The sequence below is a fragment of the Nocardia sp. PLKS1-43 genome (assembly GCF_059510335.1).
On the sequence record NZ_JCAJZQ010000002.1, the window covers coordinates 357,307 to 380,357 of the forward strand.

Consider the following 23,051-nt stretch of genomic DNA (forward strand, 5'->3'; position numbering starts at 1 on the left):
TCAACCCGTCACCGCAGGACTCGGGCCCGGCCGCGATACCGGAGGCACTGTTCGACGGTTCGGCGCCGCCACGCGATCGCGTGGTGTTCGCCCCGGCCGGCATCGACGCCGCCGCGGCGGAGGATCGGTTGCGGCTGTTCACCTTCGCCACCGCCGAGAAGCGCGGCGAGTATCTGTGGGTGTTGCGCGCGTTCGATCAGGCTCGCGCCGCCTATGTCGTGCTGCTGCACGCCAGCGACGTCGCCGAGACGCTGACCCGGTTCCCGGGCGCGCCGCGACTGTCCGCAACCGAGGTGGGCCCGCTGCTGGAACAGCTGCACCAGTGGGGCGTGCTCGAGCGCAGTTACGACGGTACCCGCGCGGCGACCCTGGCCGAATATCGCAACCGGCACTTCGTCTATCAGTTCTCACAGAGCGGCTATCACGCCTATCGCGCCGTGTCCGAGGTACTCGGCGCGCGTCTGGACGAGGCGTCATTGTCGCGCCTGGTCCTGCCGGAATTGCTGACCGACCTGCAGACCCTGGCCCAGGCCAACCGCACCGGCGATGCCGAACGCGTCTACCGCGTCCTGAACCGCCTCGACACCACCCTGTCCGAACTGGCCGAACGCGCCGCGCACTTCTACCTCACCCTCGGCGATCTGGTGCGCACCACCGAGGCGACGCCGGAATCCTTTCTGGCGCACAAGGACGCGCTGCTGGCGCATATGCGCGAATTCAGCATGGACCTGGCGCGTTTCGCCCCGCGGCTGGCGGCGGCGATCACCGAGGTCGAGGAGACCGGCGTCGAGGAGATGATCGCGCGGGCCGGAGCCTGCGACGAGCGGGTGCTGCTCAGCGTCGCCGATCGCGAGGAGGATTGGCGCGAGCGCTGGCATGGGCTGCGCGGCTGGTTCGTTGCCACTGCGGCGGATATCGTTGCGGGCGAAGGCCATTCGGACGCGCAGTCCAGGCCCGGCACCGGCCAGACCGAGGCCGAGCGCCTGCGCGACGCGACGATGAGCGCCATCGCCGCGGTGCTCTCGCTGCTGCGGCGGGTCACCGAGACCCGCAAGGGCGGGGTCAGCCGGGAGTCCGCGCTGCGCCATCTGGCCGGATGGTTCACCGCGACACCGAATGCCGAGAGCGCGCACGCGCTGTTCGACGCGGTCTTCGGCCTGGGCCGTCCCCGGCACCTGTCGATGGAACATCCCGACGCCGACGTCATACCCGCGATCCGATCCTGGTGGGACGCACCGCCGTTGGAGATCGCGCGCACCCTCGCCGAGACCGGTCGCCCACCGTCGCCGGGCGCACCGTCGCGAATCGCGCGCAACGACGCGGGAATCCGGCGGCTGCGTCAGGCCCAGCTGGACGCCCAGCGCGCCCGTGCGGCCGCGGCGCAGTCGCTGGCCGCCGCCGATCTGCACGAACGCGTACTCGACGACGGTGAAACCGAAGTGCTGCTGCGCCTGCTCGACGCGGCCTCGACCGCATGGGTTCCGGTGAGCGGCCGGACCGGAACCACCGGCTCGGACAGCGGAGTCACCCTGACGGTTTCCGAGCATCCCGGTTCGACCGTCGTTCGCACCGCACGCGGACTGCTGCACCTGAACAATCGCCGACTCGAAATCCGTGCGAACGGCAGCGCCCGAACACCTACCACCGATACCCGCCCCGGTGCCGGACTGACGGAGCGACGCCCGTGATCCACGCTCGCACAATAGATTCGCTGGCCCTGGACAGCTATCAGCGTGCCGCCCGGGTGATTCTGGCCAACCATCTGGTCACTCGCAGTTATCCGGACCGGATCGCCCTGCCGCTGCTGCGGCGCTGGGCCACCGAACTGCGTGAGGATCTGGCCGCATTGTTCGGCTACCGGCTCGAGGTCACCGAGACCACCGCCCGGCTGTTCCCGGTACTGGACCGGCTCGATTCCGGTCGTCCGGCGCGGACGCCGAATGATCGAGTCTTCGACCGGCGACGCTACGCGTACCTTTCGCTGGCACTGGCCGCGCTCGGCCGGGCAGGCGATCAGATCACCCTGTCGGAGTTGGCCGATCAGGTCGCCTCGTACGCGACGCGGGTGGACGGACTCGAACTGTCCACCGACCGAGCCGCCGATCGCGACGCGTTCGTCGACGCCGTGGCCTGGCTGGGTGCGCGCGGTGCGCTCACCCTCGCCGACGGCGACGCCGGGGGCTGGGCTGCGGATCCGGAGGCCGGGGAGGCGCTCTACGACATCGATCGGGCCGTGGTCTTCGCGATCTTCCGGCCGCCGCGCGTACTGCAGCATCTGCGCAGCGTTCGCGGCTTGTTCGAGGACGAATCCGACAGCGGCACAAGCACTTCCGCACCGCAGGCGCGGGCGGCCGATGCTCGCCGGGTGCGGCGTGCGCTGGTCGAGCGCCCGGTGGTCTACGCGCAGGAACTCACCGAATCCGAGCGGGACCAGCTGGGTACGGAGAAGGTCGTCGCCGAGGTGGAACTGCTCACGGGATTGCGGGCCGAGCGTCGCGCCGAGGGCGTCGCGCTGATCGATACCTCGGGCCGCCTGTCCGACGTACGTTTTCCCAGCACGGGCACGCTCGCGCAGGTGGCGCTGCTGCTGATCGGCGAGATCGCGGATCTGGTCCTGGACATCGACAATCCCGTCGAGCGTCGGCGCCGCCCCGCGCCGGCCACCACGCTGATCGACGCGCTGGACGACGCGATCCCGGACTCGACCGTGTTCACCCCGCTGGTCATAACCGCCGAAAGCGATGCGGCACAAGAAGATACGGGTGATACGGAGATCTCGGGCGAAGGCGGCGAGACCGAGCAGGAGCCGGTGTATCCGGTCGTACCGTTGTCCTGGATCCGCGAAACCGTCCAGGCGCTCACCGACCGCTACGGATCCACCTTCGCGGCACAGTGGCAGGCCGACGTGCCGGGCCTGACCCGGGAGGTACTCGCACTGCTCGAACGACTTCATCTGGTCGAGCCCCACCGCGAGGACGAGAGGGACTCCAGCGCAATGGTTTCCGAACCGGTCCTGTTGATCCTGCCCGCCCTCGCCCGTTACCGCGGCGCGGTGGTCACGGTCCGCACGCGCGCCAAGAGCGAACTGTTCGCCTCCGCGACCGCTCTCGGCGATCACGCCTATCCGGCACAGAAGGGGAGTTGATGGATCTCATCCACGGCGGCGTCCGATTCGTGCCCACCCGGGCGGGCATCATCAACCTCTGGGACTACCGCGATCAGGAGTTCTGCTTCGCCGATGGGCGGCTGGTGTTGCGCGGTCCCAACGGGTCCGGCAAGACCAAGGGCCTGGAAGTGCTGTTCCCCTTCGTGTTCGACGGCCGGATCGAACCGCGCCGGCTCAACCCGTTCGCGGGCGAGGAACGCACGATGAAATCGAACCTGTTGTACCGCAAGCAGGAATCGGCCTACTCGTACGTGTGGATGGAGTTCGCCCGCGGCCGACGCGAGGATCCCGAGGTGGTCACTGTCGGGATCGGCATGCGCGCGACCCGCTCCTCGGACAAGGTGACCCGCTGGTATTTCGTCGCCGACGGCCGGGTGGGTGTCGACTTCTCGCTGATCGGCCCGGACGACCGGCCGCTCACGCGCAAACAGCTCGCCGAACAGATCGGCACCGACGCGCTCACCGATCGGCCGGTGGATTACCGCGCGGCCATCGACGCGCGCATGTTCGGGCTCGGGGCGCAACGCTACGACCAGCTGATCAACCTCATCTTGACCCTGCGCCGCCCGCAGCTGGCCAAGAACCTCGACCCGCGCGGCCTGTCCCAGGCCCTCACCGACGGCCTGCGCCCGCTGGACGAGCAGCTCATCCTGGACGCCGCCCGCTCGTTCAGCGATATGGAGGAAGTCGGCCGCACACTCGAGGGCTTGGTCCAGGCGGACACCGCCACCCGCGCCTTCGTGGGTGTGTATCGCAAATATCTTGCGGTGCAAGCGAAGAGCGATGTCGATCAGGTGCGCGGGCGGATCGACGCGGTGACGCACGGCAGTACGGCGCTGTTCGCCGCGACGGCGCTGCGGGAGCGTCGCGAAGGTGAGCGAACCGCCGCCGAAGAGCGCGCCGAGGCCGCCGACCGCGGCTACGAGCAGGCGCTGACCGATCGCGAGACGCTCCAGCGTTCCAGCGCCTACGAGGGCAAACAGCAGCTCGACGATCTGGCCGACGCGGTGCGCCGGCTGGAGACCTCCGCGGCGGTGCATCGCGACAAGGCGACCAAGGCACAGCAGGCGGTCGATCAGCGCGCCGAGGAGACCGAAAGGTCCCGCGCCGCAGTCGAATCCGCTGCCGCCGCGCTGTCCCGCGGCGAGGACGAATTGCGCACGGCCGCCGAGGAAGCCGGTATCGGCTGGTCCGCGCTGCCCGAGCAGGCGCGTGCGGAACAGCTCACCACAACCGTGCGCAGTCACGCCGAGGAGCGCGACGCCGACGTGCGCGCGGTGCGCCAGGCGCTGACCCTGGTGGACACCGCGGCCGCCGGGCGTTCACGCGCCGAACGCGCCGCACAACGCGCGATCGAGCAGCGCGACACCGCCGCGGCCGCGCTCGCGGAGGCCGAGGCCACCGTGACCCTCGCCCGAGCGAATACCGCTGCGGCGCTGCGTGACTGGTGGGAGGAACACCGCGAGGTCCACGAGCCGGTCCGCGCGGGACTGTTCGAGGCGCTCGATACCGCGCTGGCCGCCGCGGGTTCCGATGACGCGGCCACCCTCACCGAGGTTCTCGCCGAGCACACCGAACCGCTCACCGAGCAGATCCGCGGTCAGCGGCAACAGGCCCGCACCGCCGCCGAACAGGCCGCGGCCCGAATCGCCGAGCTGCGGGCCGAGCAGGAGCGGGTCGCGGCCGAGAAGGAAGACGCGCCACCGGCTTTCGCCGCCCGCACCGACTCGCGCGAGGCTCGCGCGGGTGCGCCGCTGTGGCGGCTGGTCCGCTTCGCCGACGACGTCTCGCCCGAACGCGCGGCGGGTATCGAGGCGGCGTTGCAGGCCGCCGATCTGCTCGACGGCTGGGTGTGCCCGGAAGGCGAACCGCCGCCGCATGATTCGGAGCAGTTCCTGGTCCCGCTGCCGCCGCTGGACCGCCCGGCCGGCCGCACGCTGGCCGACGTACTCGTCGTCGAGGACGATTCGGACGCGCTGACCGTTCCCGGTGACGTCGTTTCCGGCGTGCTGGCCTCGATCGCGTTGTCCGACAATGTCGTCGAGGACGGCGGTGCGAGTCCTGAGAAGGCCGCCGCGTCCGGTGGCGCGACTCCACCGGTGACGATCGATGCCGACGGCCGATACCGCCAGGGCGTACAGCTGGGCCGCCACACCAAAGCGCATGCCGAGTTCATCGGCGCGACCGCCCGCGCCCGCCGCCGCGAACTGCGCCTGGCCGAATTGGCCGGCGCCGTCGAGACCGCCCGGGCGGCCGAACAGCAAGCCCTCGCCCAGCAGCGTGAGGCTTCCGAACGATTGACTCGAATCACCGCCGCCGCCAAGGCGTTACCTCGCACCCACGCCGTCACCGCCGCGTTGCGCGCGGTCTCCGAGGCCGCGGGCATGCTGCGGTCCCGGGCCGAGGCGGCGACGCAGGCCGAGAGCGATCTGGATCAGGCGATCGCCGAGTTCACCATCGCCGACAAGAAGGTCCGCGGTGTCGCGGCCGCTCATCGCGCACCGCGTGATCCGGCCGAACTCGACGCCCTGGCCGCGGCCATCCGGCACTTCGAGAACACCGGCACCGCGCTGCTGCGCCTGCGCGGGGACCATCAGCGCGATCATGAACGGGCCCGGGAGAGCGAGGACCGGCTGGCCGAATCCCGGGATCTGGCCGAAGCTTTCGCCGAGGAGGCCGAATCGGCGCGAGCCGGGTACGAGGAGCAGTTGCGCAAACTCGAGACGTTGCGCGAGGCGCTGGGCGCGGGCGCCGCCGATATCGATCGAGAACTGGAACAGGCCCGGATGCGAATCGAGGCCGCGCGGGCCGAGCAGAAGGCCGCACGCAAGGCGGCCTCCGACGCGATCGAGGCGGTCGGCTCGGCCGAAGGCGCGTACCGGGCCGCGCACGATTCGCTCGGCACCGCGCTGACCGAACTGCTCACCGACGTCAAACACCTTGCGCCCTATGCCCGTCCGGATCTGCTCAGCCTGCTCGGCGCGCCCGATCACTGTCGTTGGCCGAGTACCGAGGCGGCCTGGTCCACCCCGGAACAATTGCTGTACCGGATCGAGACCGGCGGACCGGAGGCCGCCCCCCGGGTACTGCCCGAGGAAGTGCAGGAACTGTTCGACGGCCTGTGCGCGGCCACGGAGTCGGTGCGTGCCGGTGAGGCGGCCCGCAAGTCCACCCGCAGCGCGGTCACCGCGGCGCTGCAGGAGTTCGACGCCGCACTTGCCGCAGCCCGGCAGGACTACCGGTTGCAGTGGGACGCCGCCGACGGGCTCACGGTCGTGCAGGTGCACGACGACCAGGGCGCCGCGGCACTGGCCGATTTCGCCGACCGCATCGCCCGGGCGCGCTCGGATCAGGAGCTGCTGCTCACCGACGCCGAACGCCGCATCCTCGAAGACGCGCTGCTGACCGGTCTGGCTCAGCAGATCCACGAACGCACCAGTGACGCACGCGATCTCATCACCCGCATGGGCAGCGAGATGAAGCAGCGCCGGATGTCCTCGGGCAACACCATCGGCGTGCACTGGGTGCTCGCGGACAACCTGTCCGATTCCGCCCGCGCGGTGTGCAAACTGCTCGACCGCGACGCCTCGGAGCTGAGCCCGGCAGATCTGGCCGCCATACGCGCCCACTTCGCCGCGGAGATCCGCACCGCGCGTGCCGCGCACCCGGAACGCTCGTACCCCGAAATCCTGGCCACCACACTGGATTACCGGACCTGGCGAGTGTTCTCGTTCACCCTGATCACCGCTGACGGCAGCGAGGACCGGCTCACCGTGGCCCGGCACAGCGCCCTCTCGGGTGGCGAACAGTCTGTGTCCCTGCATCTTCCACTGTTCGCCGCCGCGCACGTCATGCTCGATTCGGCCGACCCCCAGGCCCCGCGCCTGCTCGCCCTGGACGAGGCGTTCGCCGGTGTGGACGACAACGGCCGCAGCGAATTGCTGGGCCTGTCGGTCGATTTCGACCTGGACCTGTTCATGACGGGCTACGACCTGTGGATCACCTACGACCACGTCCCGGCCTGCGCGCACTACGATCTGGCGCACTCGGCCGCGGAGAACACCGTCAGCGCAACGCTTCTGGTGTGGGACTCGCGCGATCTGCTGGCCGAACACGACGGCTCCGACCTCACCGCGGCCCTGGGTTCTCCGGGCCGCCGCCGAGTGCCGCACACCGTCGAGGGAGCCATAACCATGGACGAGGCAATGGAACTCACCTCCTGACGGGTCAGTGCCCGTACAGCAGCATCTGCCGCACCGAATCGATGCGGACATACGGCAGGAACCGGCACCGCCGGATTGCCGCTGCGCCGCCACCACAGCGACAGCGTGACACCGGCCGAGGATCTGCAGCGACAGTTGCGCGATGATCGTCCGGACGACACGTTCGCCTGCTCACCGCCGGTTGGCGCGACAGAGCCCACAGGATCGAGAGCCGGAGCGGAGCACCCTCCACCGGCCGGCCTGTCGGCTCGGCCGTTCGCGCGGGCCGCGGGTCAGGTGAGGGTGGTGTCGCCGAGGGATTCGGAGAGGGTGCGCAGCAGGGCCTTCAGGTTGTCGCGGTCGGCAGCGGAAAGGTCTGCCAGTAGGCGGTTTTCATTGGCGACGTGCCGGGGAAGGAGCTCATCGACCAGGGTGCGTCCGGCGGCGGTGAGCTGGATGCGGACCGAGCGCCGGTCACCGGGGTCGGAGCTGCGGCGGACCAGTCCCTTCGACTCCAGCCGGTCGATGCGATTGGTGACCGCGCCCGAGGTGATCATCGCCGCCTTGATCAGGGCTCCCGGCGTGAGTCCCTGTTCGCCGCCGGAACGCCGCAGTGTGGCCAGCACGTCGAACTCCCAGCGCTCCAAGCCGTGACCCGTGAAGAACTCGCGCAGCTCGCGGTCCAGCACGCGGGCCAGCCGAGTGATCCGGCCGACCACTTCCATCGGCGCGACGTCGACGTCCGGGCGCTGTTCGCGCCATGCGGCCGTGATCAGGTCCACCGCATCAACCATCAATAGCCCTCTCCACATGAAGAATCTTAGCGTTGGCATAAACCAGCGTCGTGTGGTGTTATCTCTCAACATTAAGATAGTTAATCTGGAGAGAAGGCCATGACCACTCGGAACGTCGCCGGGTCGCCTGTCGCGACCCTGGCGCTCACCGCCCTGACGCCGCTGGTTTGGGGCTCCACCTACGCCGTCACGACCGAATTCCTGCCACCCGATCGGCCGCTGTTCACGGCCCTGATGCGGGCGCTACCCGCCGGACTGGCGGTGCTGGCGCTGACCCGGGTGCTGCCGCGCGGCCGCTGGATCCCGCGCGCCATGGTGCTCGGCACCCTGAACATCGGCGCCTTCTTCCCGCTGCTGTTCCTGGCCGCCTATCGACTGCCGGGCGGCCCGGCCGCCGTGCTGGCCTCGGCATCCCCACTGTTCGCGCTGGGTTTCGCGGCGGTGTTCCGAACCGAACACCCGACCGTCCGCAAGGTGGTGGCCGCCGTCGTCGGCATCGCCGGAGTGGCCATCGTCGTATTGCGCGCACGGGCAACGCTCGATCCGATCGGCGTACTGGCCGGCATTACCGGTGCGGCGTGCATGGCCGCGGGGACTGTGCTGACCAAGCGCTGGGGTCGGCCCGAGGGCGTCGGGCCGCTGACCATGACCGGCTGGCAGCTCACCGCCGGCGGCCTGCTGCTGTTGCCGCTGGCGTTGCTCGCCGAGGGTGCCCCGCCCGCGCTGGACGCCCACAACATCGGCGGCTACCTGTACCTCGGGGTGATCGGCACGGCGTTGGCCTATGTCGTCTGGTTCCGTGGCATCTCCCGGCTGCCCGCCACCTCGGTTGCCTTCCTGGGGCTGCTGAGCCCGCTGTCCGCGACCGTGATCGGCTGGGCCACCCTCGGACAGGGCCTGAGCCCGCTGCAAATCCTGGGAATGGCGATCGCCCTGGGCGGCACGTTGCTCGGCCAGACCGGCGCCGACCGAACAACGAGGCGGACCGCCCGCCACGAGATTTCCGGCAGCCCCGCACCGGAACCGCAAACCGCCGTCACCGCAGAGCAATCCGCCTGACGGCTCGCCCAACCGCCCGTCGCGGTTGTCACAGCATCCGCCAGAACGCGGTCTTCACATCGCGCGCCGCCAACGCCACAGTCTGCTGTCACCGCGAAAACCGTTCTACCACTACTTTATTCGGCCGAAAACAGCGCGATCCGCACCCGCCGATCGCCACCTGTCACCGGCGATCGCATCGGGTCGGCACGTGCGCCGACAACCGGTTCCCGGCCGATCGCATCCGATACCGCCCGCGTCGGCACTCTGCCGACAACAGGAGAAGGAGATCGAATCCTCATGCGCATCATCGTTTTCGGAGCATCCGGTGCCGCCGGCAGCCGAGTGGTCGCCGAAGCGGTCTGCCGCGGCCACAACGTGACGGCCGTATCTCGGGACGCTGCACGTCTGCGCGAACTGTCTTCGCGGGTCGAGATCAGGTCCGGCGACGCCGCCAAACCCGATCATGTTGCCGAACTGAGCGCCGGGCACGACGCGGTGATCAGCGCGACCCGTCCGGCGCCGGGCCGAGAGGAGGAGTTGGCGGCGGTGGCCGAGGCACTGCTGGCCGGGCTGGCACGCACCGGGGTGCGGCTGCTGGTGGTCGGCGGCGCGGCCGGTCTGCGAGTTCCCGGCGGCACGATGCTGCTCGACACCCCCGATTTCCCGCCCGACCTGCGGCCGATCGCACTCGCCTGTAACCAGCAACTCGATGTTTTCCAGGCGGCCACCGCGGGGCCGGTGGATTGGGTCTACCTGAGCCCGCCTGCGCTGCTCGAGCCGGGCGTGCGGACCGGCCGCTATCGGGTCGGCGCGCACGACCTGCTGATCGACGCCGAGGGCAATTCGCACATCTCGATGGAGGACTTCGCGGTCGCATTGCTGGACGAGGCCGAGCGGCCCGAGCACCATCGGACCCGGTTCACCGTCGGATACTGAACTCGAAGCGGGCCGATCCGAGACAGCTGACCCGCGTGCGGGGCGACCACCGTGGACCCATCCCGCAAACCACTGGCGCGCCTTCGCGGCCCGCAGCCCGAATAGCGGGCTTCGCCGGGTGCGGGCGCCGCCGGGCCCGAACCGAGCAGCGCTGGAACGGTTCGAGACCTGTCGCAACCCATTCACCGCGACCACAACGCCTACTGCCGCGAACGGCCCTACGCGGACCGGCACCGTCGGGCCCGTCCTGCCCGCGGACGCTGCTGTGTCACGAATCACCGTGCTCGACAACGGTATTCATCCCAGTGCGCAGATTTGTGGACCGAAGCGCCACGGGCGTGCGGCTCCACAAGCCACCGCCCGAGCAACCGCCCCGGCGCGCCGTGCTGCGCGCCGGATCACGGCCCGCGCTGCTGCGACCGGATCACGGCCGGTGGCTGCCGCACCGCTCCCGCGTCCACCCCGAGTGCGCCCGCGACCGCCCTGGTGAGGTGGTCGGTGATCTCGGCGCGATTCCAGCGCCGGTGCTCGGCCAGGTCGTAGACGACGCGTTCATCGAAGATGGTGATCCACAGCAGGACCGCGTAGGTGATGTCGAGATCGGGCGCCAGCCCGTCGCGGACCAGCGCCTCGAGCACTTCGGCGAGAATGTCGTGCAGGCCGGTGATCGCCTCGTCGCCCCCGGCGAGCCGCTCGATGAATCCGCTGCTGCTGCGGATGTAGCGCACCGCCGACCCCCATTGCATCGACTGCTCCACCCAGGTACCGCAGAAGCGGTGGAACCGGCTGAGCGAATCGCGCTGTGTCCCGGGCTCCGAAACCGCGGCGTCGATCATCGAGAACGCCTCCAGCAGTTGCGTGATCGCCCGGTGATGGAACGCGGCCATGGCGTCCTGCGGTGTGGGGAAATGCCGGTACGCCGTGGCCACACCGACGCCCGCCACAGCGGCGAGTTCGGGGATCGAGAACCCGACTCGACCGGCCCGCAGCAACGTGTGGACGCCGTCGACCAGCAGCACTCGGCTGCGCTGGGCATCGCTGCGGGTGTTCACGGGCACGATTCCATCCTGCACAAGCGCGTCTGCCGGCATGCCGGGTGGGTCGAAAACGGTGGGTGCGCCATCGGGCCCCTGCCCGATTCCCCGTTCGAGTAGAGAAGTTCTTCTCAGTTATCTATCATCTCAATCGAGAAGATCTGCTCACTTAGGGGGCGAGATGCGGGTAGCGGCACCGGGCGCGCTGTTGGTGCTGATCATGGCGCAGCCGAACATGGCGACCGGCATGATGCCGTACTACCGGCACGCCTGGGCACTGGCCCCGCTGCTCATCACGGTGATCTTCGCCGCGTATCTGTTCGCGCTGACACCGACGCTGGCACTGCTCGGAACGCCGCCCGCACGCACCGGGTGGTGGTGGCGGATCGGGCTCGGCAGCGCCTTCGGCATCGGCGCGGATCTGGCGATGGCACTGGCACATTCGGCCTGGCCCGCTTGCCTGGCGCGGATCTGCGCGGGCCTGTCGGTGGGCCTGGTGACCGGCTCGCTGGCCGGGCTGATCCTCGAACGCCGGGGCGAGCGCGGGCGCACGGCCATGGCGACCGCCACCGTATTCGGTTCCGCGCTGGGCACATTCGCCGCCGCCGCGCTGGCACAGTACCTGCCCGCACCGGGAGTCACCGTCTACCTGGTACACGCGGTCACGCTCGGGCTGCTGGCGCTGATCGTGCTGGCCGATCGCGGTGTGCGCGTCACGGCCCCCGCACGTGGCGCCGCACCCGTGCCCGGCGCGGATGAACCGCCGATCGCGGGATATCTCACCGGAATCGCAGCGTGGGTCTCCGCCGGCCTGGTCGTCGCCCTGTTGCCCAGCTACGGCGCGGAGTTGCTGGGCACCCGGAATCTGACCCTGCTGGCACTCCCGGTCACGCTGTATCTGATCTGCGCCTGGCTCGCCCAGCGCGCTCTGCCGCCCCGAGCCCTGCCTGCCGAACCCTTTGCCGCGCAACTGATCATCATCGCCGGTGTCGCCATCGCCGCCGCGGTCTCCTGGGTTTCGAGCCTGCCGCTGCTGCTGTGTGGCGGCGCGATCGCCGGATGCGGTCAGGGCATCGCCTATCGCACCGGGCTGCGCATAGTCAGCGCCGCCGCGACTCCGGATCGGCACGCTCGAATCGCCGCACGCTTCGCCGCCGTGGCGTATCTGTGCGCGGCGGTCGGCACCGTCGCCCTCGGGGTCGTGGCCACCATCGGATCGATGCGCGACGCGGTTCTGGCCGCGGCCGCCGTACTCACCGCAATCGCCTCGGCCACTTGGGTATTCCGCCGCCGCGCAGTGCCGCACGCCGCGCGTTGTACTCCCGTTTCACGAACATCGACAACCGCATAATCCCCCGCACGCATTCTCCGATTTCCTCGCCGGAGTAAGTACCTCCACTCTCCCGAAATCCACCGGAAACAGCACTGCGGCAAGACGCACGGAATTGCCACCGTGCGCCTTCTGCGTGTTCGGAATATGTTGGGCTGCAATGGATTTGCCCGAGTTTCGGAAACGGGTTCGTTACCTGCGTTCACCGGGACACAAAATTCGATTGCTTCACTTGATGTACGAGAACCAAATACATTCCCAGCGAATGGATTCCGATCATGGCAACACCCACCCGGACCGGCCCGTCGATCTCCCGCCGGACGAACGCATTCCGAGTCCGCACCACCGAGGCGTCGATCGCCACCGCCGAAAACACCGGTGGCACACTCAAACGCAGCCTCGGCCGCACGGATCTGATCGCGATGGGAGTCGGCACCATCATCGGCGCGGGCATCTTCGTCACCACGGGCGTCGCGGCCGCGACCAAGGCCGGACCCGCGATAATCCTGTCGTTCGTGCTGGCCGGAGCGATCTGCGTACTGGTCGCACTCTGCTACAGCGAACTGGCGTCGATGACGCCGGTATCCGGCAGCGCGTACACTTACACCTATTCCACGATGGGTGAGGTCCCGGCATTCCTGGTGGGCTGGAATCTACTGCTCGAATACGCCGTGGCCGCGGCCGCGGTCGCGATCGGATGGTCGGGGCTTTTCCGCGCGACACTCCAATCCTTGTTCGGCACAACGCTTCCCAAAGCGATTTCGAGCGGGCCGAGCGACGGCGGTGTGATCGATCTCCCGGCCGTGATAATCGTCGGCATCATCGTCGCCGTGCTCGTATTCGAGGTGAAAATTGCCGCGGCCGTGGTGAAAACCCTCGTCGCACTCACCATCGCCGTGCTCGCGCTGGTCGTCGCGATCGGCGCGCCGCATGTGCATCCGGGCAATTGGGCACCGTTCGTTCCGTTCGGCGTCAACGGCATCGCCGCCGGGGCCGCGCTGGCATTCTTCGCATATCTCGGATTCGACGTCGTTGCCACCTCGGCGGAGGAAACCCGGAATCCGCGCCGGAATCTGCCCTGGGGCATCATCGGGTCGGTCGTCATCGCGACCATCCTGTACGTCGCGGTGAGCGCCATATTGACCGGTGTCGCACCGTATTCCACCTTGAACAACGCCGCACCGGTGGCGACGGCGCTGGCCGCGATCGGCGCGGGCTGGATCGGCAAGGTCATCCTGGTGGCGTCGGTGATCGCGCTCACCAAGGGCCTGCTGATGGTGTTCTACGGACAGACCCGCCTGGTATTCGCCATGGCCCGCGACGGTCTGGTGCCCAAGGCGCTGTGCCGCACCGGTTCTCGCGGGGTGCCCGTTCGGCTGAGCCTGGTGCTGGGTGCGGTCATCGCGGTGGTGGCCGGGCTGCTGCCGATCGATACCGTGGCCGAACTGGTCAATATCGGCGCGCTGTTCGCGTTCGTCATCGTCGCCCTTGGTGTGCTGATCCTGCGCCGGACCGATCCGGGCCGCGCACGCCCGTTCCGGACACCGTTGATGCCGATCGTGCCGTTGCTCGCGATCGCCGGATGTGTCTGGCTGGCAACCACTTTCGCGCCGCTGACCTGGTTGCGATTCGTGATCTGGAGTGCCGCCGGCGTTGTGCTCTACCTGACCTACGGGCGCAGGCATTCGGTCGTCGGCGGTGGCCGCGCACCCGAGCCCACCGACGATGCCACCGTGACCGGAGGCGCCGCATGACCGCCCAGCTCGACAGCTTCTACCCCACCCGGGTCGACTTCGGCACCCTGGCGGAAATCCACCGGGCCGCGGCGGCGGCACTGCCCCCGGACGTGTTCGATTTCGTCGAAGGCGGTGCGGGCAAGGAGATCACGTTGCGCGCCAACCTGGCCGCATTCGACCGCTGGCGCATCCTCCCCGAGCCGATGAGCGGGGTCGGCGCCCCCTCGACCCACACCGACCTGCTCGGCATCGGACTCGACACGCCGATCCTGACCGCGCCGTTCGGCGGCGACGCGCTGTTCCACCCCGAGGGCCACCTCGCCGTCGCCCGAGCCGCACAGCGGCACGGCGCGCTGTCGATCGTGCCCGAGGCAGGCAGCTTCTCCTACCAGCGCGTGCACGCGGCCGCACCGCGCGCCGCGCGCATCGCCCAACTGCACCCGTTCGGTCATGCCCCCGCCGAGGCGGACCGCCTGGCACACGCCGGGTTCGAGGCGCTGTGCATCACCGTGGACTGCCCGGTCGGCGGATTCCGCACCCGGAACATGGGTAATCGCTTCGACCCCGATCAGCGCCTGTTCGCGGGCAACCTGACCGGGGAGAACGGCGCCCCCGGCGTCGCGGAGGTGTTCGGGCAACTGCTCAAACAGGGTGGCGCGGTGTGGGATTGGGATCAGCTCGCGGACGCGGCGGCGGGCTTCGGGCTGCCGTGGATCGCCAAGGGCATTCTGACACCGGCCTCGGCCGAACGCGCCCTCGCCGTCGGCGCATCGGCACTGGTCGTCTCCAATCACGGTGGCCGCCAGTGCGATCCGGCTCCGGCCAGCCTCGAGATGCTGCCGAGCATTCGTGCGGCGGTCGGCCCGGATCTGCCGATTCTGCTGGACAGCGGCGTGCGCACCGGCAGCGACATCTATCTGGCGCTCGCGCTCGGGGCCGACGCCGTCATCATCGGCCGGGCTGCCATCTACGGGCTGGCCGCCGCCGGAGAAGCCGGAGTCGATCGAGTACTCCAGCTGCTCAGCGAGGAACTGCGCACACTCATGATCCTCTCCGGCGCAGCGACTCTCGGAGACATCGATGGTTCCCGGATCGTGCGGGCCCCGGCATGAGGGGCCGGGGCCGCACCGACGTCCGGACACCACCGTCCCGCCGAAGGAGATCACCGTCGTGAACGCTCCCTTTCCCGCGGCCCGCGCCGGCGGCGGCCTGCTGTTCACCTCGGGTCTTGCCGCCGTCGACACCGCCACGATGACGGTGTCCGCCGACACCTTCGAGGAGCAGGCCGCCATCGTCCTGGACCAGCTCGACGCCGCACTCGACGCGGCGGGCAGCAGCCGCGCGCAGGTCCTGAAACTCGACTGCTATCTGTCCGACCGGCGGTGGTTCGCGTCCTGGAACGCGGCCTTCGCCGGGTATTTCGAGTCAGCCGCACCGGCGCGGACCACAACTGTCACCACCCTGCCCATCGAGGGGCTGTTCATCGAAATCCAGGCGATCGCGGTCGCCGCATCCTGAGGGAGATCCACAATGACCGCCGCAACTCCACTCCTGCATACCCGTTCCGCCATCGGCGATTTCACCATCCGCGACGTCATCGAGGGCCAGACGGCCGGGCAGCTCATCGTGGCCGCCGACGACTGGGGCTGGTGGGCGACACTGCTGGGCGGCAACACCATCGCACCCACCACCGGCATCCAGCAGGCCGTGGCCGTCGGCTTGGTGCGCGCCGGATTCCTGGTCCGGCGCAATCACCGCTACCACCTCACCCACACCGGTCACGATGTCGGCAAGAACCGGGGTTTCGTCCGGTGCGCGGTGCGTGGCTGGGAACCCACATTCCGCAAGCTGTCCGATGCCGCACTCGACGAATTCATCCCCGCCGCAACCGAACCCGGTGAGGTGGCACGAGCCTGCACCGATATCGCCCGACGACGCCCGGAGATCTTCGCCGGCATCGGCGCGGCCATCGCCGCCGACGAAACCCCGGGATGCACCATAGATCTCGGCTGCGCCGATGCCGGACGGATACAGGCGCTCGCCGCGATCGCACCGAAGGAGCGATTCCTCGGCGTGGACATCGAGGCCGAGGTGATCGACGCAGCCACCGCGGTCCTGGCCGGGCAGGGGCTCACCGATCGGGTCACCCTGCTGGCCGGTTCGGTACAGCCCGGGTCCGAACCGCCGGCCTGGCTCGCGCACGTCGACCGCGAGAGTGTCACCACCGCAATGTCGTTCTTCCTGTTGCATCAACTCGCCAGCGACGGCGAGGGCATCGCGGCGGTGCTGCGCGGCTGGATGGAGTGGTTCCCGAACGTGCGCCGCCTGGTCATCGGCGACGGCTATCTGCTCGAGGCCGAACAGTGGACCCAGCAACCCTGGTTCTCGCCGACCTACGAGATCTACCACACCATCACCGGGGTGCGGCTGTGGACGCAACAGGAGTACGAGACCGCGTTCGCCGAACTCGGCTGGTCCGTGACCCGCCGGATGGAGGACCACACGATGCTCGTCACCACTGTCCTCGAACGCGGATGACCACCTCGTTCGACGGCCCGCCGATCCCGGTCGACACCCGCGCGGCGGTGCTGGATCAATTCGTCACCGACGAGACCGGCCGCAACGGCAGCCGCCCGCGCGGTGTCGCCCATGCGACCGGCCTCGACGACGTACTCGCCGTGATGGCCTGGGCACGCGACTCACGCACCCCGCTGATCCCGCGCGGCGCGGGCACCAGCCTGGAGGGGCATCTGCTCGCCCGCGGGGACGAGCTGATCCTGGATCTGTCGCAAGCGGATTCGATCCTGGACATCTCACCCGCCGACTTCACCGCCACCGTGCAGCCGGGTGTGACCCGAACCCGGCTCAACGCGGCGGCAGCCGAATTCGGCCTGCAATTCACCGTCGACCCGGGCGCGGACGCCACGCTGGGCGGGATGGCCGCCACCAATGCCAGCGGCACGACCAGTGTGCGATACGGCGGCATGCGAGCCAATGTCGTTGCACTGCAGGCCGTCTTCGCCGACGGCCGGGTCATGCGGTTGGGGCGGGCGGTACGCAAGTCCTCGAGCGGTTACGACCTGAAGAGTCTGCTGATCGGGTCGGCGGGGACGCTGGCGATCATCACCGAACTCACCGTGCGGCTACATCCGATTCCCGAATGCCAGGCGGCACTGCGTATTTCGTTTCCGGATGTGGCCGCCGCGGTGGCTGCCGCGGTCGAGATGCTGGGACTCGCGCTGCCGGTGAGCAGACTCGAATTCGTCGATGCCGCGAGTATGGCCGCGCTCAACGCCTTTCGCCGCACCCGCTATGCCGAGCTGCCCGCGTTGTTCGTCGATCTCGAGACCGCCTCGGCCGCGGCGGCGAACGCGAACGAACGCGACATCGATCGCATCGTCCGGGCACACGGGGCGACTGCCGTCGAGGTGGCGCGGACGCACACCGAACGACACGCGCTCTGGGAGGACCGGCACGCACTGTTCTTCGCGCTCAGGGCACGCAGCCCGGGACACCGGTTCCTGGTGACCGATACCGCCGTGCCCTGTTCCCGCATTGCCGATGCGGTGGGCACCGCGACCCGGCTCGGCGCCGAGCTCGGTCTGGACATCAGCGTGGCCGGACACATCGGCGACGGCAACGTGCACGTCGTGGTGCCCTATACCGAAGCGAACCTTCCTGCCGCCCTGCGGTTCTCGGATGCGGTGGTGCGCCATGCCCTGTCCGTCGGCGGCACCGCCTCGGGCGAGCACGGAATCGGCTTGGCCAAGAAGAAATATCTACGCGACGAGCACGGCGGCGCCGTGGAGGTGATGAGCCGGCTCAAACGCGCCCTGGATCCGCACGGACTGCTGAACCCGGGCAAGATCCTGGACGCGTGAATCCCTTCGCCGTCGCTCAGCGCGGTCCCGGCACTACGGGGTCCGGGGCCGGAGCGACGACCGCTGGGATAGGTCCGGTCGTGGAACGACCGTTCTGGGCGTAGCCCAGCCATCCGGTGCCCACGAAGACCGCGAGCAGCAGGGCGGTCGGCAACTCCAGGAGCAACCACCCCGGCGGACACCACGGCAGAGTCCGCACCGGACCGCGCCGCACCGTGCCGCGGCCGTGCCGCAGCTGCGGCTCACCCATCGGCACCGACCACTCACCCGCAACTCGCCGTTGCACGCCCGAAACCTCCATCATCCCGACCGGTCCGGAAAAGATGCCCGAACGTCGCCGAGTACTCAGACTGCCCGCTTACACACACCGCCACACCGGTAATGGTCAGGTAGTTCGGCGTGTCGATACATTTTGCCCTCATTTCGCTCGGATGTCGCGCATCGGGCTCGATGTTTCGACCACGGAACGACCCGTACCGGAGCCGGAATTTCCGGAGTTAGCTGATGATTCGCTACGCTGTGATCGCATCGCGACGGCAACACCGATTCGCCGGGGCGCCACCGCGATCGGTGATCGGCTCGGCGAACTCACCCTCAGGAGGTACGGTTTATGCTGCATCCCCGTCGAACAGGCTGTGCCGCAGCGGTTCTCCTGCCGGGCTCGCGCCCGCCACGCTGAGCGCGTGGGTGCGAGCACCTCGCCCTCACCCGCTGCTTTGTCCGAACGACGGAGAATTTTGCGCAGAAGAACGAGAGCCGCCATGTCATGCACGCCCGAAGTGTTCTTCATCGCCGCCGCCGCATTCGGCGCGACGGCCCTGGTCACCCTCACCGCGCTGTCTCCCGCGCGCACCGACGCCGGGTATGGTCGGGCGTACCGAGCCCGATCGAGTTCGGCAGGCGCGGGTCGCGACCCCTATCCCGGCGGGAGAGCATCGGGTGACTTCGAATGACCGCGGCCCCGTCCCCCGCCGCACCGTGCTGCGCGGTGTCGGCGCCCTGACCGTCGCCACCGCGCTGACACCCGCTGGTACGGCCGGGGCGGACACCCCGGACTGGGACGGTCTGCGAAACCGCTTGCGGGGCAGGCTGCTACTGCCCGCGGATGGCGAATACCACTTCGCCAAACAGCTTTTCGATCCGCAATTCGACTCCGGGGCGCCGATGGCCATCGTGGCGGCCGCTTCGGCAAGCGATGTCACCGCGGCCCTGGCCTTCGCCCGGGATCACCGGCTGCCCTTGGCCGCCCGCGCCGGCGGGCACTCCTATGTGGGCGCATCGGCGACCACGGGCGCGCTGGTGGTGGATGTGCGCGGCCTCGACGGCATCGCCTTGAACGGCGATCTGGTGACGGTCGGCGCGGGGGTGAACATCCGCGCGGTGCTGGCCGAACTGAACAAGTCCGGCAGGTCGCTGCCGATCGGCTCGTGCCCGACGGTGGGACTGGCCGGACTCACCGTGGGCGGCGGTCTGGGCGTCGATTCCCGGCGTTACGGATTGACCTGCGACGCACTGGATTCCGCCGAGGTCGTATTGCCCGGCGGAGCTGTCGCGCACACCTCCGCGAACCAGTTGCCCGGCCTGTTCTGGGCATTGCGCGGTGCGGGCGGCAGCGCCGGAATCCTGACTTCGCTCACCTTCCGCACCCACGCGGCCGAAGACCGCGACATCGCACGACTCGGCTTCCCCGCCGACGCGGCGGCTCGCGTGCTGACCGGCTGGGCCCGCTGGCTGCCCGGCGCCGACCGATCGGTGTGGTCGAACGTCGAGATCGGCGCTACCCCAGGCACTGTCGAATGCTCGGTCATGATCGTCACCCCCGCCGGCCAGGGCGCCGCCGCCATCGCCGGGCTCACCGCCGCGGCCGCCGCGACGCCGATTTCCGTCACGCACCGGACTCTCGGCCATCTGGCGGCCGCCGACGACATCTCGGGTGGCTCGACCACCCCGCGCTCGACCAAGGTCGCCGGATCCGACGTGGTGGCCGAGCTGAACGCGGCGGTGGCGGAGACCATCGTCGATATCGTCACGGCCCGATCCCGCGGCGGCGCAGCCGGATACGTACTCGTAGATCCGCTCGACGGCGCGGTGCGGGACGTCCGGGCCGACGCCACCGCGTTCCCGTGGCGCGCGCACGCCGCGGCGCTGCAGTGGATCGTGGACGCACCCGCGGCGCCCGAGGACGCACGCGCGTGGATCACCAGCGCGCACCGGGCCTTGGGTGCGGCCTCGGCCGGTGCGTACGCCAACTACTCCGAACCCGCTGTCGCGGCGGAGCGTTACTACGCGGGCAGCCTCGCCCGCCTGCGCGCCCTGGCCCGGTCCACCGATCCGAATGGACTGCTGCGCACGGGAATCACGCTCTGAGGCGCGTCCGGCGATCGGGGGATCAGACCCGCTCGGCCGACCGGGTGCGCACGCGCAGCGCGATGGGCTTCTGGGTCTCGGCGAAGAAGTCGTTGCCCTTGTCGTCCACGACGATGAACGCCGGGAAGTCCTCCACCTCGATCTTCCAGACCGCCTCCATGCCCAGCTCCGGATACTCCAGCACCTCGACGGATTTGATGCAGTCCAGGGCCAGCCGCGCGGCGGGGCCGCCGATCGAGCCGAGGTAGAACCCGCCGTGCTCCTTGCACGCCTTGGTGACCTGCGCGGAACGATTTCCCTTGGCCAGCATGACGAACGAGCCGCCCGCGGCCTGGAACTGATCGACGTAGGAGTCCATCCGCCCCGCCGTGGTCGGGCCGAACGAACCCGAGGCGTACCCGTCGGGAGTCTTCGCCGGGCCCGCGTAGTAGACGGCCATATCGCGCAGGTACTGCGGCATCTCCTCGCCCGCGTCCAGCCGCTCCTTGATCTTGGCGTGCGCGATGTCGCGCGCGACCACCAGCGGGCCGGTCAGCGAAAGACGCGTCTTCACAGGGTATTTCGACAGCTCCGCGCGGATCTCCGACATCGGCCGGTTCAGGTCGACCTGCACCACGTCGCCGCCGAGGATGGCATCGGTCTGCTCCGGAAGATACTGCGCCGGTTCGCGTTCGAGCTGTTCGAGGAAGACACCCTCGGGGGTGATCTTGGCCAGCGCCTGCCGGTCCGCCGAACAGGACACCGCGATCGCCACCGGGCAGCTCGCACCGTGCCGCGGCAGCCGGATCACCCGCACGTCGTGGCAGAAGTACTTACCGCCGAACTGCGCGCCGATGCCGAAGGACTGCGTGAGTTTGAACACTTCCTGCTCGAGTTCGAGATCCCGGAAGCCGTGCGCGGCCATGGATCCCGAGGTGGGCATGCCGTCCAGATAGTGCGCCGAGGCGTATTTCGCGGTCTTGAGCGCGAATTCGGCACTGGTGCCGCCGATCACGACCGCGAGGTGATACGGCGGGCAGGCCGCGGTGCCCAGCGAGCGGATCTTCTCGTCCAGGAATTCCAGCATCCTGGACGGGTTCAGGATCGCCTTGGTCTCCTGGAACAGGAACGACTTGTTCGCCGAGCCGCCGCCCTTGGCCATGAACAGGAACTTGTACGCCGGATGCGCGGGATCGGCTGCGGTGGAATACAACTCGACCTGGGCCGGCAGGTTGGAGCCGGTGTTCTTCTCGTCCCACATGGTGATCGGAGCGAGCTGCGAATACCGCAGGTTCAGCTTGGTGTAGGCGTCGAAGACACCGCGCGAGATCCACTCGGCGTCGTCCACGCCGGTCAGCACGCCCTCGGACTTCTTGCCCATCACGATCGCGGTACCGGTGTCCTGGCACATCGGCAGGATTCCGCCCGCGGAGATGTTGACGTTCTTGAGCAGGTCCAGCGCGACGAACCGGTCGTTGCCGGAGGACTCCGGATCGTCGATGATCTTGCGCAGCTGGGACAGGTGCCCCGGGCGCAGGTAGTGGCTGATGTCGTGCATCGCCTCGGCGGTCAACATGCGCAGGACATCGGGCTCGACCTGCAGGAACGTCCGCCCACCCGCCTCGAACGTGCTGACTCCCTCGGTGGTGAGCAGCCGGTAGGGGGTCTCGTCGGCGCCGGTCGGCAGCAGATCCGAGTAGAGGAAGTCAGGCGTGGTCACGAATCGCACTCCTTGTGGCTGGAATCGAGCATTTGGCACTGTATCCATCGGCGCCTGTCCAGACGATGTCAGGCAAGCCTAATCTTGCTCGGTTTCGACACACAGGTTGCACCTTCAACACGCTCGGTGTACCTGTCATTGACGTGGGGATGACCGAGGTGGAAGGCAGCGCATGACCAGTCCAAGCTTGACCCGTCGCGGACGCGGCACGCAATCGTGACCGAAATCCGTTGGCTCGACGAGCTCGAGTCCCGGGCCTGGCTCGGCTTCGTGTTCACCCGCGACCTCATCGCAGCGGCCGTCGGCCGCGATTCGCTGCGGGCCTCGAACTTGACCTACGTGGAGTACACCGTACTGGCCCGGCTGGCCGACGCTCCCGACCACCGGCGCAGCTTCGCCGAACTCGCCGCGGTCCTGGAATGGTCGCAGAGCCGGCTCTCGCACCAGATCACCCGGATGGAGAAGCGCGGACTGGTTGCGCGCGAATCGATCCCGGACGACGCGCGGCGCACGGCCGCGGTACTGACCGGTAAGGGTTCGGAGGTGCTCACCACCGCCGAACCGGCCTACATCGACAGCGTGCGGCGGCACATGATCGATGTGCTGGACCGTGATCAGCTCGCCGCGCTCGCCGATATCTACGACACACTGTTGACCCACCACCGCCGCCCCGCCCAGGCCCGGGTCGGCGCCCTCGACAAGCGGCCGGACCAGCTGTCGGAGCGCCGGGACGAGCCCCGGCTGCGCGAGCGCGGCGGTCGCGCGGGCTGAGCCGGTGCGCGGTGCGGATGTTTGTTTTGGTATCCAGCGGGTATCGGGTAAGACTAGGCTCGACAGGGCATGCGTGAGCAGCCGTGTGTGAGCG

18 protein-coding genes are annotated in these 23,051 nt (G+C 69.1%); 14 read left to right on the forward strand and 4 right to left on the reverse strand.

The features are described from left to right. The first annotated feature begins 128 nt into the window (after positions 1 to 128). From AC5WS7_RS09555 to AC5WS7_RS09565, 3 genes are read left to right on the forward strand one after another with little or no spacing between them, the layout of a single operon-like run. On the forward strand, positions 129 to 1,688 hold the full coding sequence (locus AC5WS7_RS09555) for a TIGR02677 family protein (protein WP_495954516.1): 1,560 nt from the start codon (positions 129 to 131) through the stop codon (positions 1,686 to 1,688). Then, the gene (locus AC5WS7_RS09560; protein ID WP_495954517.1) at positions 1,688 to 3,145 is read left to right on the forward strand and encodes a DUF2398 family protein; all 1,458 of its coding nucleotides are present in this window, start codon (positions 1,688 to 1,690) and stop codon (positions 3,143 to 3,145) included. Before AC5WS7_RS09555 ends, AC5WS7_RS09560 begins: the two co-directional genes overlap by 1 nt. After that, positions 3,145 to 7,389: a TIGR02680 family protein gene (locus tag AC5WS7_RS09565; RefSeq protein ID WP_495954054.1), complete on the forward strand. Its 4,245-nt coding sequence runs from the start codon at positions 3,145 to 3,147 to the stop codon at positions 7,387 to 7,389. The genes AC5WS7_RS09560 and AC5WS7_RS09565 overlap by 1 nt, the downstream gene beginning before the upstream one ends. Positions 7,390 to 7,661: 272 nt before the next feature. Here the strand turns inward: AC5WS7_RS09565 and AC5WS7_RS09570 are convergent, their stop codons facing one another. Further along, a complete protein-coding gene (locus AC5WS7_RS09570) occupies positions 7,662 to 8,162 on the reverse strand; it encodes a MarR family winged helix-turn-helix transcriptional regulator (protein WP_495954055.1) in 501 nt (166 codons plus the stop codon). A gap of 99 nt (positions 8,163 to 8,261) precedes the next feature. Between AC5WS7_RS09570 and AC5WS7_RS09575 the strand changes: the two genes are divergently transcribed. After that, positions 8,262 to 9,221, forward strand: a complete 960-nt coding sequence (locus tag AC5WS7_RS09575) for an EamA family transporter (protein ID WP_495954056.1) — start codon at positions 8,262 to 8,264, stop codon at positions 9,219 to 9,221. A 279-nt stretch (positions 9,222 to 9,500) separates the two neighbouring features. After that, positions 9,501 to 10,139, forward strand: coding sequence for an NAD(P)-dependent oxidoreductase (locus AC5WS7_RS09580; RefSeq protein ID WP_495954057.1), 639 nt, complete (start codon positions 9,501 to 9,503; stop codon positions 10,137 to 10,139). Between the two features lie 398 nt (positions 10,140 to 10,537). Here the strand turns inward: AC5WS7_RS09580 and AC5WS7_RS09585 are convergent, their stop codons facing one another. Beyond that, complete coding sequence (locus tag AC5WS7_RS09585) at positions 10,538 to 11,197, reverse strand: TetR/AcrR family transcriptional regulator (RefSeq protein ID WP_495954058.1); 660 nt, start codon at positions 11,195 to 11,197, stop codon at positions 10,538 to 10,540. 157 nt (positions 11,198 to 11,354) lie between these two features. Here AC5WS7_RS09585 and AC5WS7_RS09590 point away from each other — a divergent pair, with 157 nt between their 5' ends. From AC5WS7_RS09590 to AC5WS7_RS09615, 6 genes are all read left to right on the forward strand, one after another. Then, entirely contained in the window at positions 11,355 to 12,524 is a 1,170-nt protein-coding gene (locus tag AC5WS7_RS09590) for an MFS transporter (RefSeq protein ID WP_495954059.1), read from the forward strand. 257 nt (positions 12,525 to 12,781) lie between these two features. Beyond that, positions 12,782 to 14,257 (forward strand): amino acid permease, encoded by a 1,476-nt coding sequence (locus tag AC5WS7_RS09595; RefSeq protein ID WP_495954060.1) that lies wholly within the window; start codon positions 12,782 to 12,784, stop codon positions 14,255 to 14,257. Then, complete coding sequence (locus AC5WS7_RS09600) at positions 14,254 to 15,351, forward strand: alpha-hydroxy acid oxidase (protein WP_495954061.1); 1,098 nt, start codon at positions 14,254 to 14,256, stop codon at positions 15,349 to 15,351. Before AC5WS7_RS09595 ends, AC5WS7_RS09600 begins: the two co-directional genes overlap by 4 nt. A 58-nt stretch (positions 15,352 to 15,409) precedes the next feature. Next, positions 15,410 to 15,757 carry a RidA family protein gene (locus AC5WS7_RS09605; RefSeq protein WP_495954062.1) on the forward strand — a complete coding sequence of 116 codons (348 nt, stop codon included), beginning with the start codon at positions 15,410 to 15,412 and terminating at the stop codon, positions 15,755 to 15,757. Between the two features lie 12 nt (positions 15,758 to 15,769). Continuing rightward, the gene (locus AC5WS7_RS09610; protein WP_495954063.1) at positions 15,770 to 16,777 is read left to right on the forward strand and encodes a hypothetical protein; all 1,008 of its coding nucleotides are present in this window, start codon (positions 15,770 to 15,772) and stop codon (positions 16,775 to 16,777) included. Then, on the forward strand, positions 16,774 to 18,120 hold the full coding sequence (locus AC5WS7_RS09615; RefSeq protein WP_495954064.1) for an FAD-binding oxidoreductase: 1,347 nt from the start codon (positions 16,774 to 16,776) through the stop codon (positions 18,118 to 18,120). The genes AC5WS7_RS09610 and AC5WS7_RS09615 overlap by 4 nt, the downstream gene beginning before the upstream one ends. 16 nt (positions 18,121 to 18,136) lie before the next feature. Here AC5WS7_RS09615 and AC5WS7_RS09620 read toward each other — a convergent pair whose 3' ends face one another. After that, positions 18,137 to 18,406 (reverse strand): hypothetical protein, encoded by a 270-nt coding sequence (locus AC5WS7_RS09620; protein WP_495954065.1) that lies wholly within the window; start codon positions 18,404 to 18,406, stop codon positions 18,137 to 18,139. Positions 18,407 to 18,881: 475 nt separating this feature from the next. On the opposite strand from AC5WS7_RS09620, the gene AC5WS7_RS09625 reads away from it, so the two are divergent. Both AC5WS7_RS09625 and AC5WS7_RS09630 read left to right on the forward strand, forming a co-directional pair. Next, a complete protein-coding gene (locus AC5WS7_RS09625) occupies positions 18,882 to 19,073 on the forward strand; it encodes a hypothetical protein (protein ID WP_495954066.1) in 192 nt (63 codons plus the stop codon). Continuing rightward, on the forward strand, positions 19,060 to 20,487 hold the full coding sequence (locus tag AC5WS7_RS09630) for an FAD-binding oxidoreductase (protein ID WP_495954067.1): 1,428 nt from the start codon (positions 19,060 to 19,062) through the stop codon (positions 20,485 to 20,487). The genes AC5WS7_RS09625 and AC5WS7_RS09630 overlap by 14 nt, the downstream gene beginning before the upstream one ends. Before the next feature lie 22 nt (positions 20,488 to 20,509). Here the strand turns inward: AC5WS7_RS09630 and AC5WS7_RS09635 are convergent, their stop codons facing one another. Further along, positions 20,510 to 22,186 (reverse strand): fumarate hydratase, encoded by a 1,677-nt coding sequence (locus AC5WS7_RS09635; protein WP_495954068.1) that lies wholly within the window; start codon positions 22,184 to 22,186, stop codon positions 20,510 to 20,512. A gap of 216 nt (positions 22,187 to 22,402) precedes the next feature. Here AC5WS7_RS09635 and AC5WS7_RS09640 point away from each other — a divergent pair, with 216 nt between their 5' ends. Then, the gene (locus AC5WS7_RS09640; protein ID WP_495954069.1) at positions 22,403 to 22,957 is read left to right on the forward strand and encodes a MarR family winged helix-turn-helix transcriptional regulator; all 555 of its coding nucleotides are present in this window, start codon (positions 22,403 to 22,405) and stop codon (positions 22,955 to 22,957) included. Positions 22,958 to 23,051: the final 94 nt, after the last annotated feature.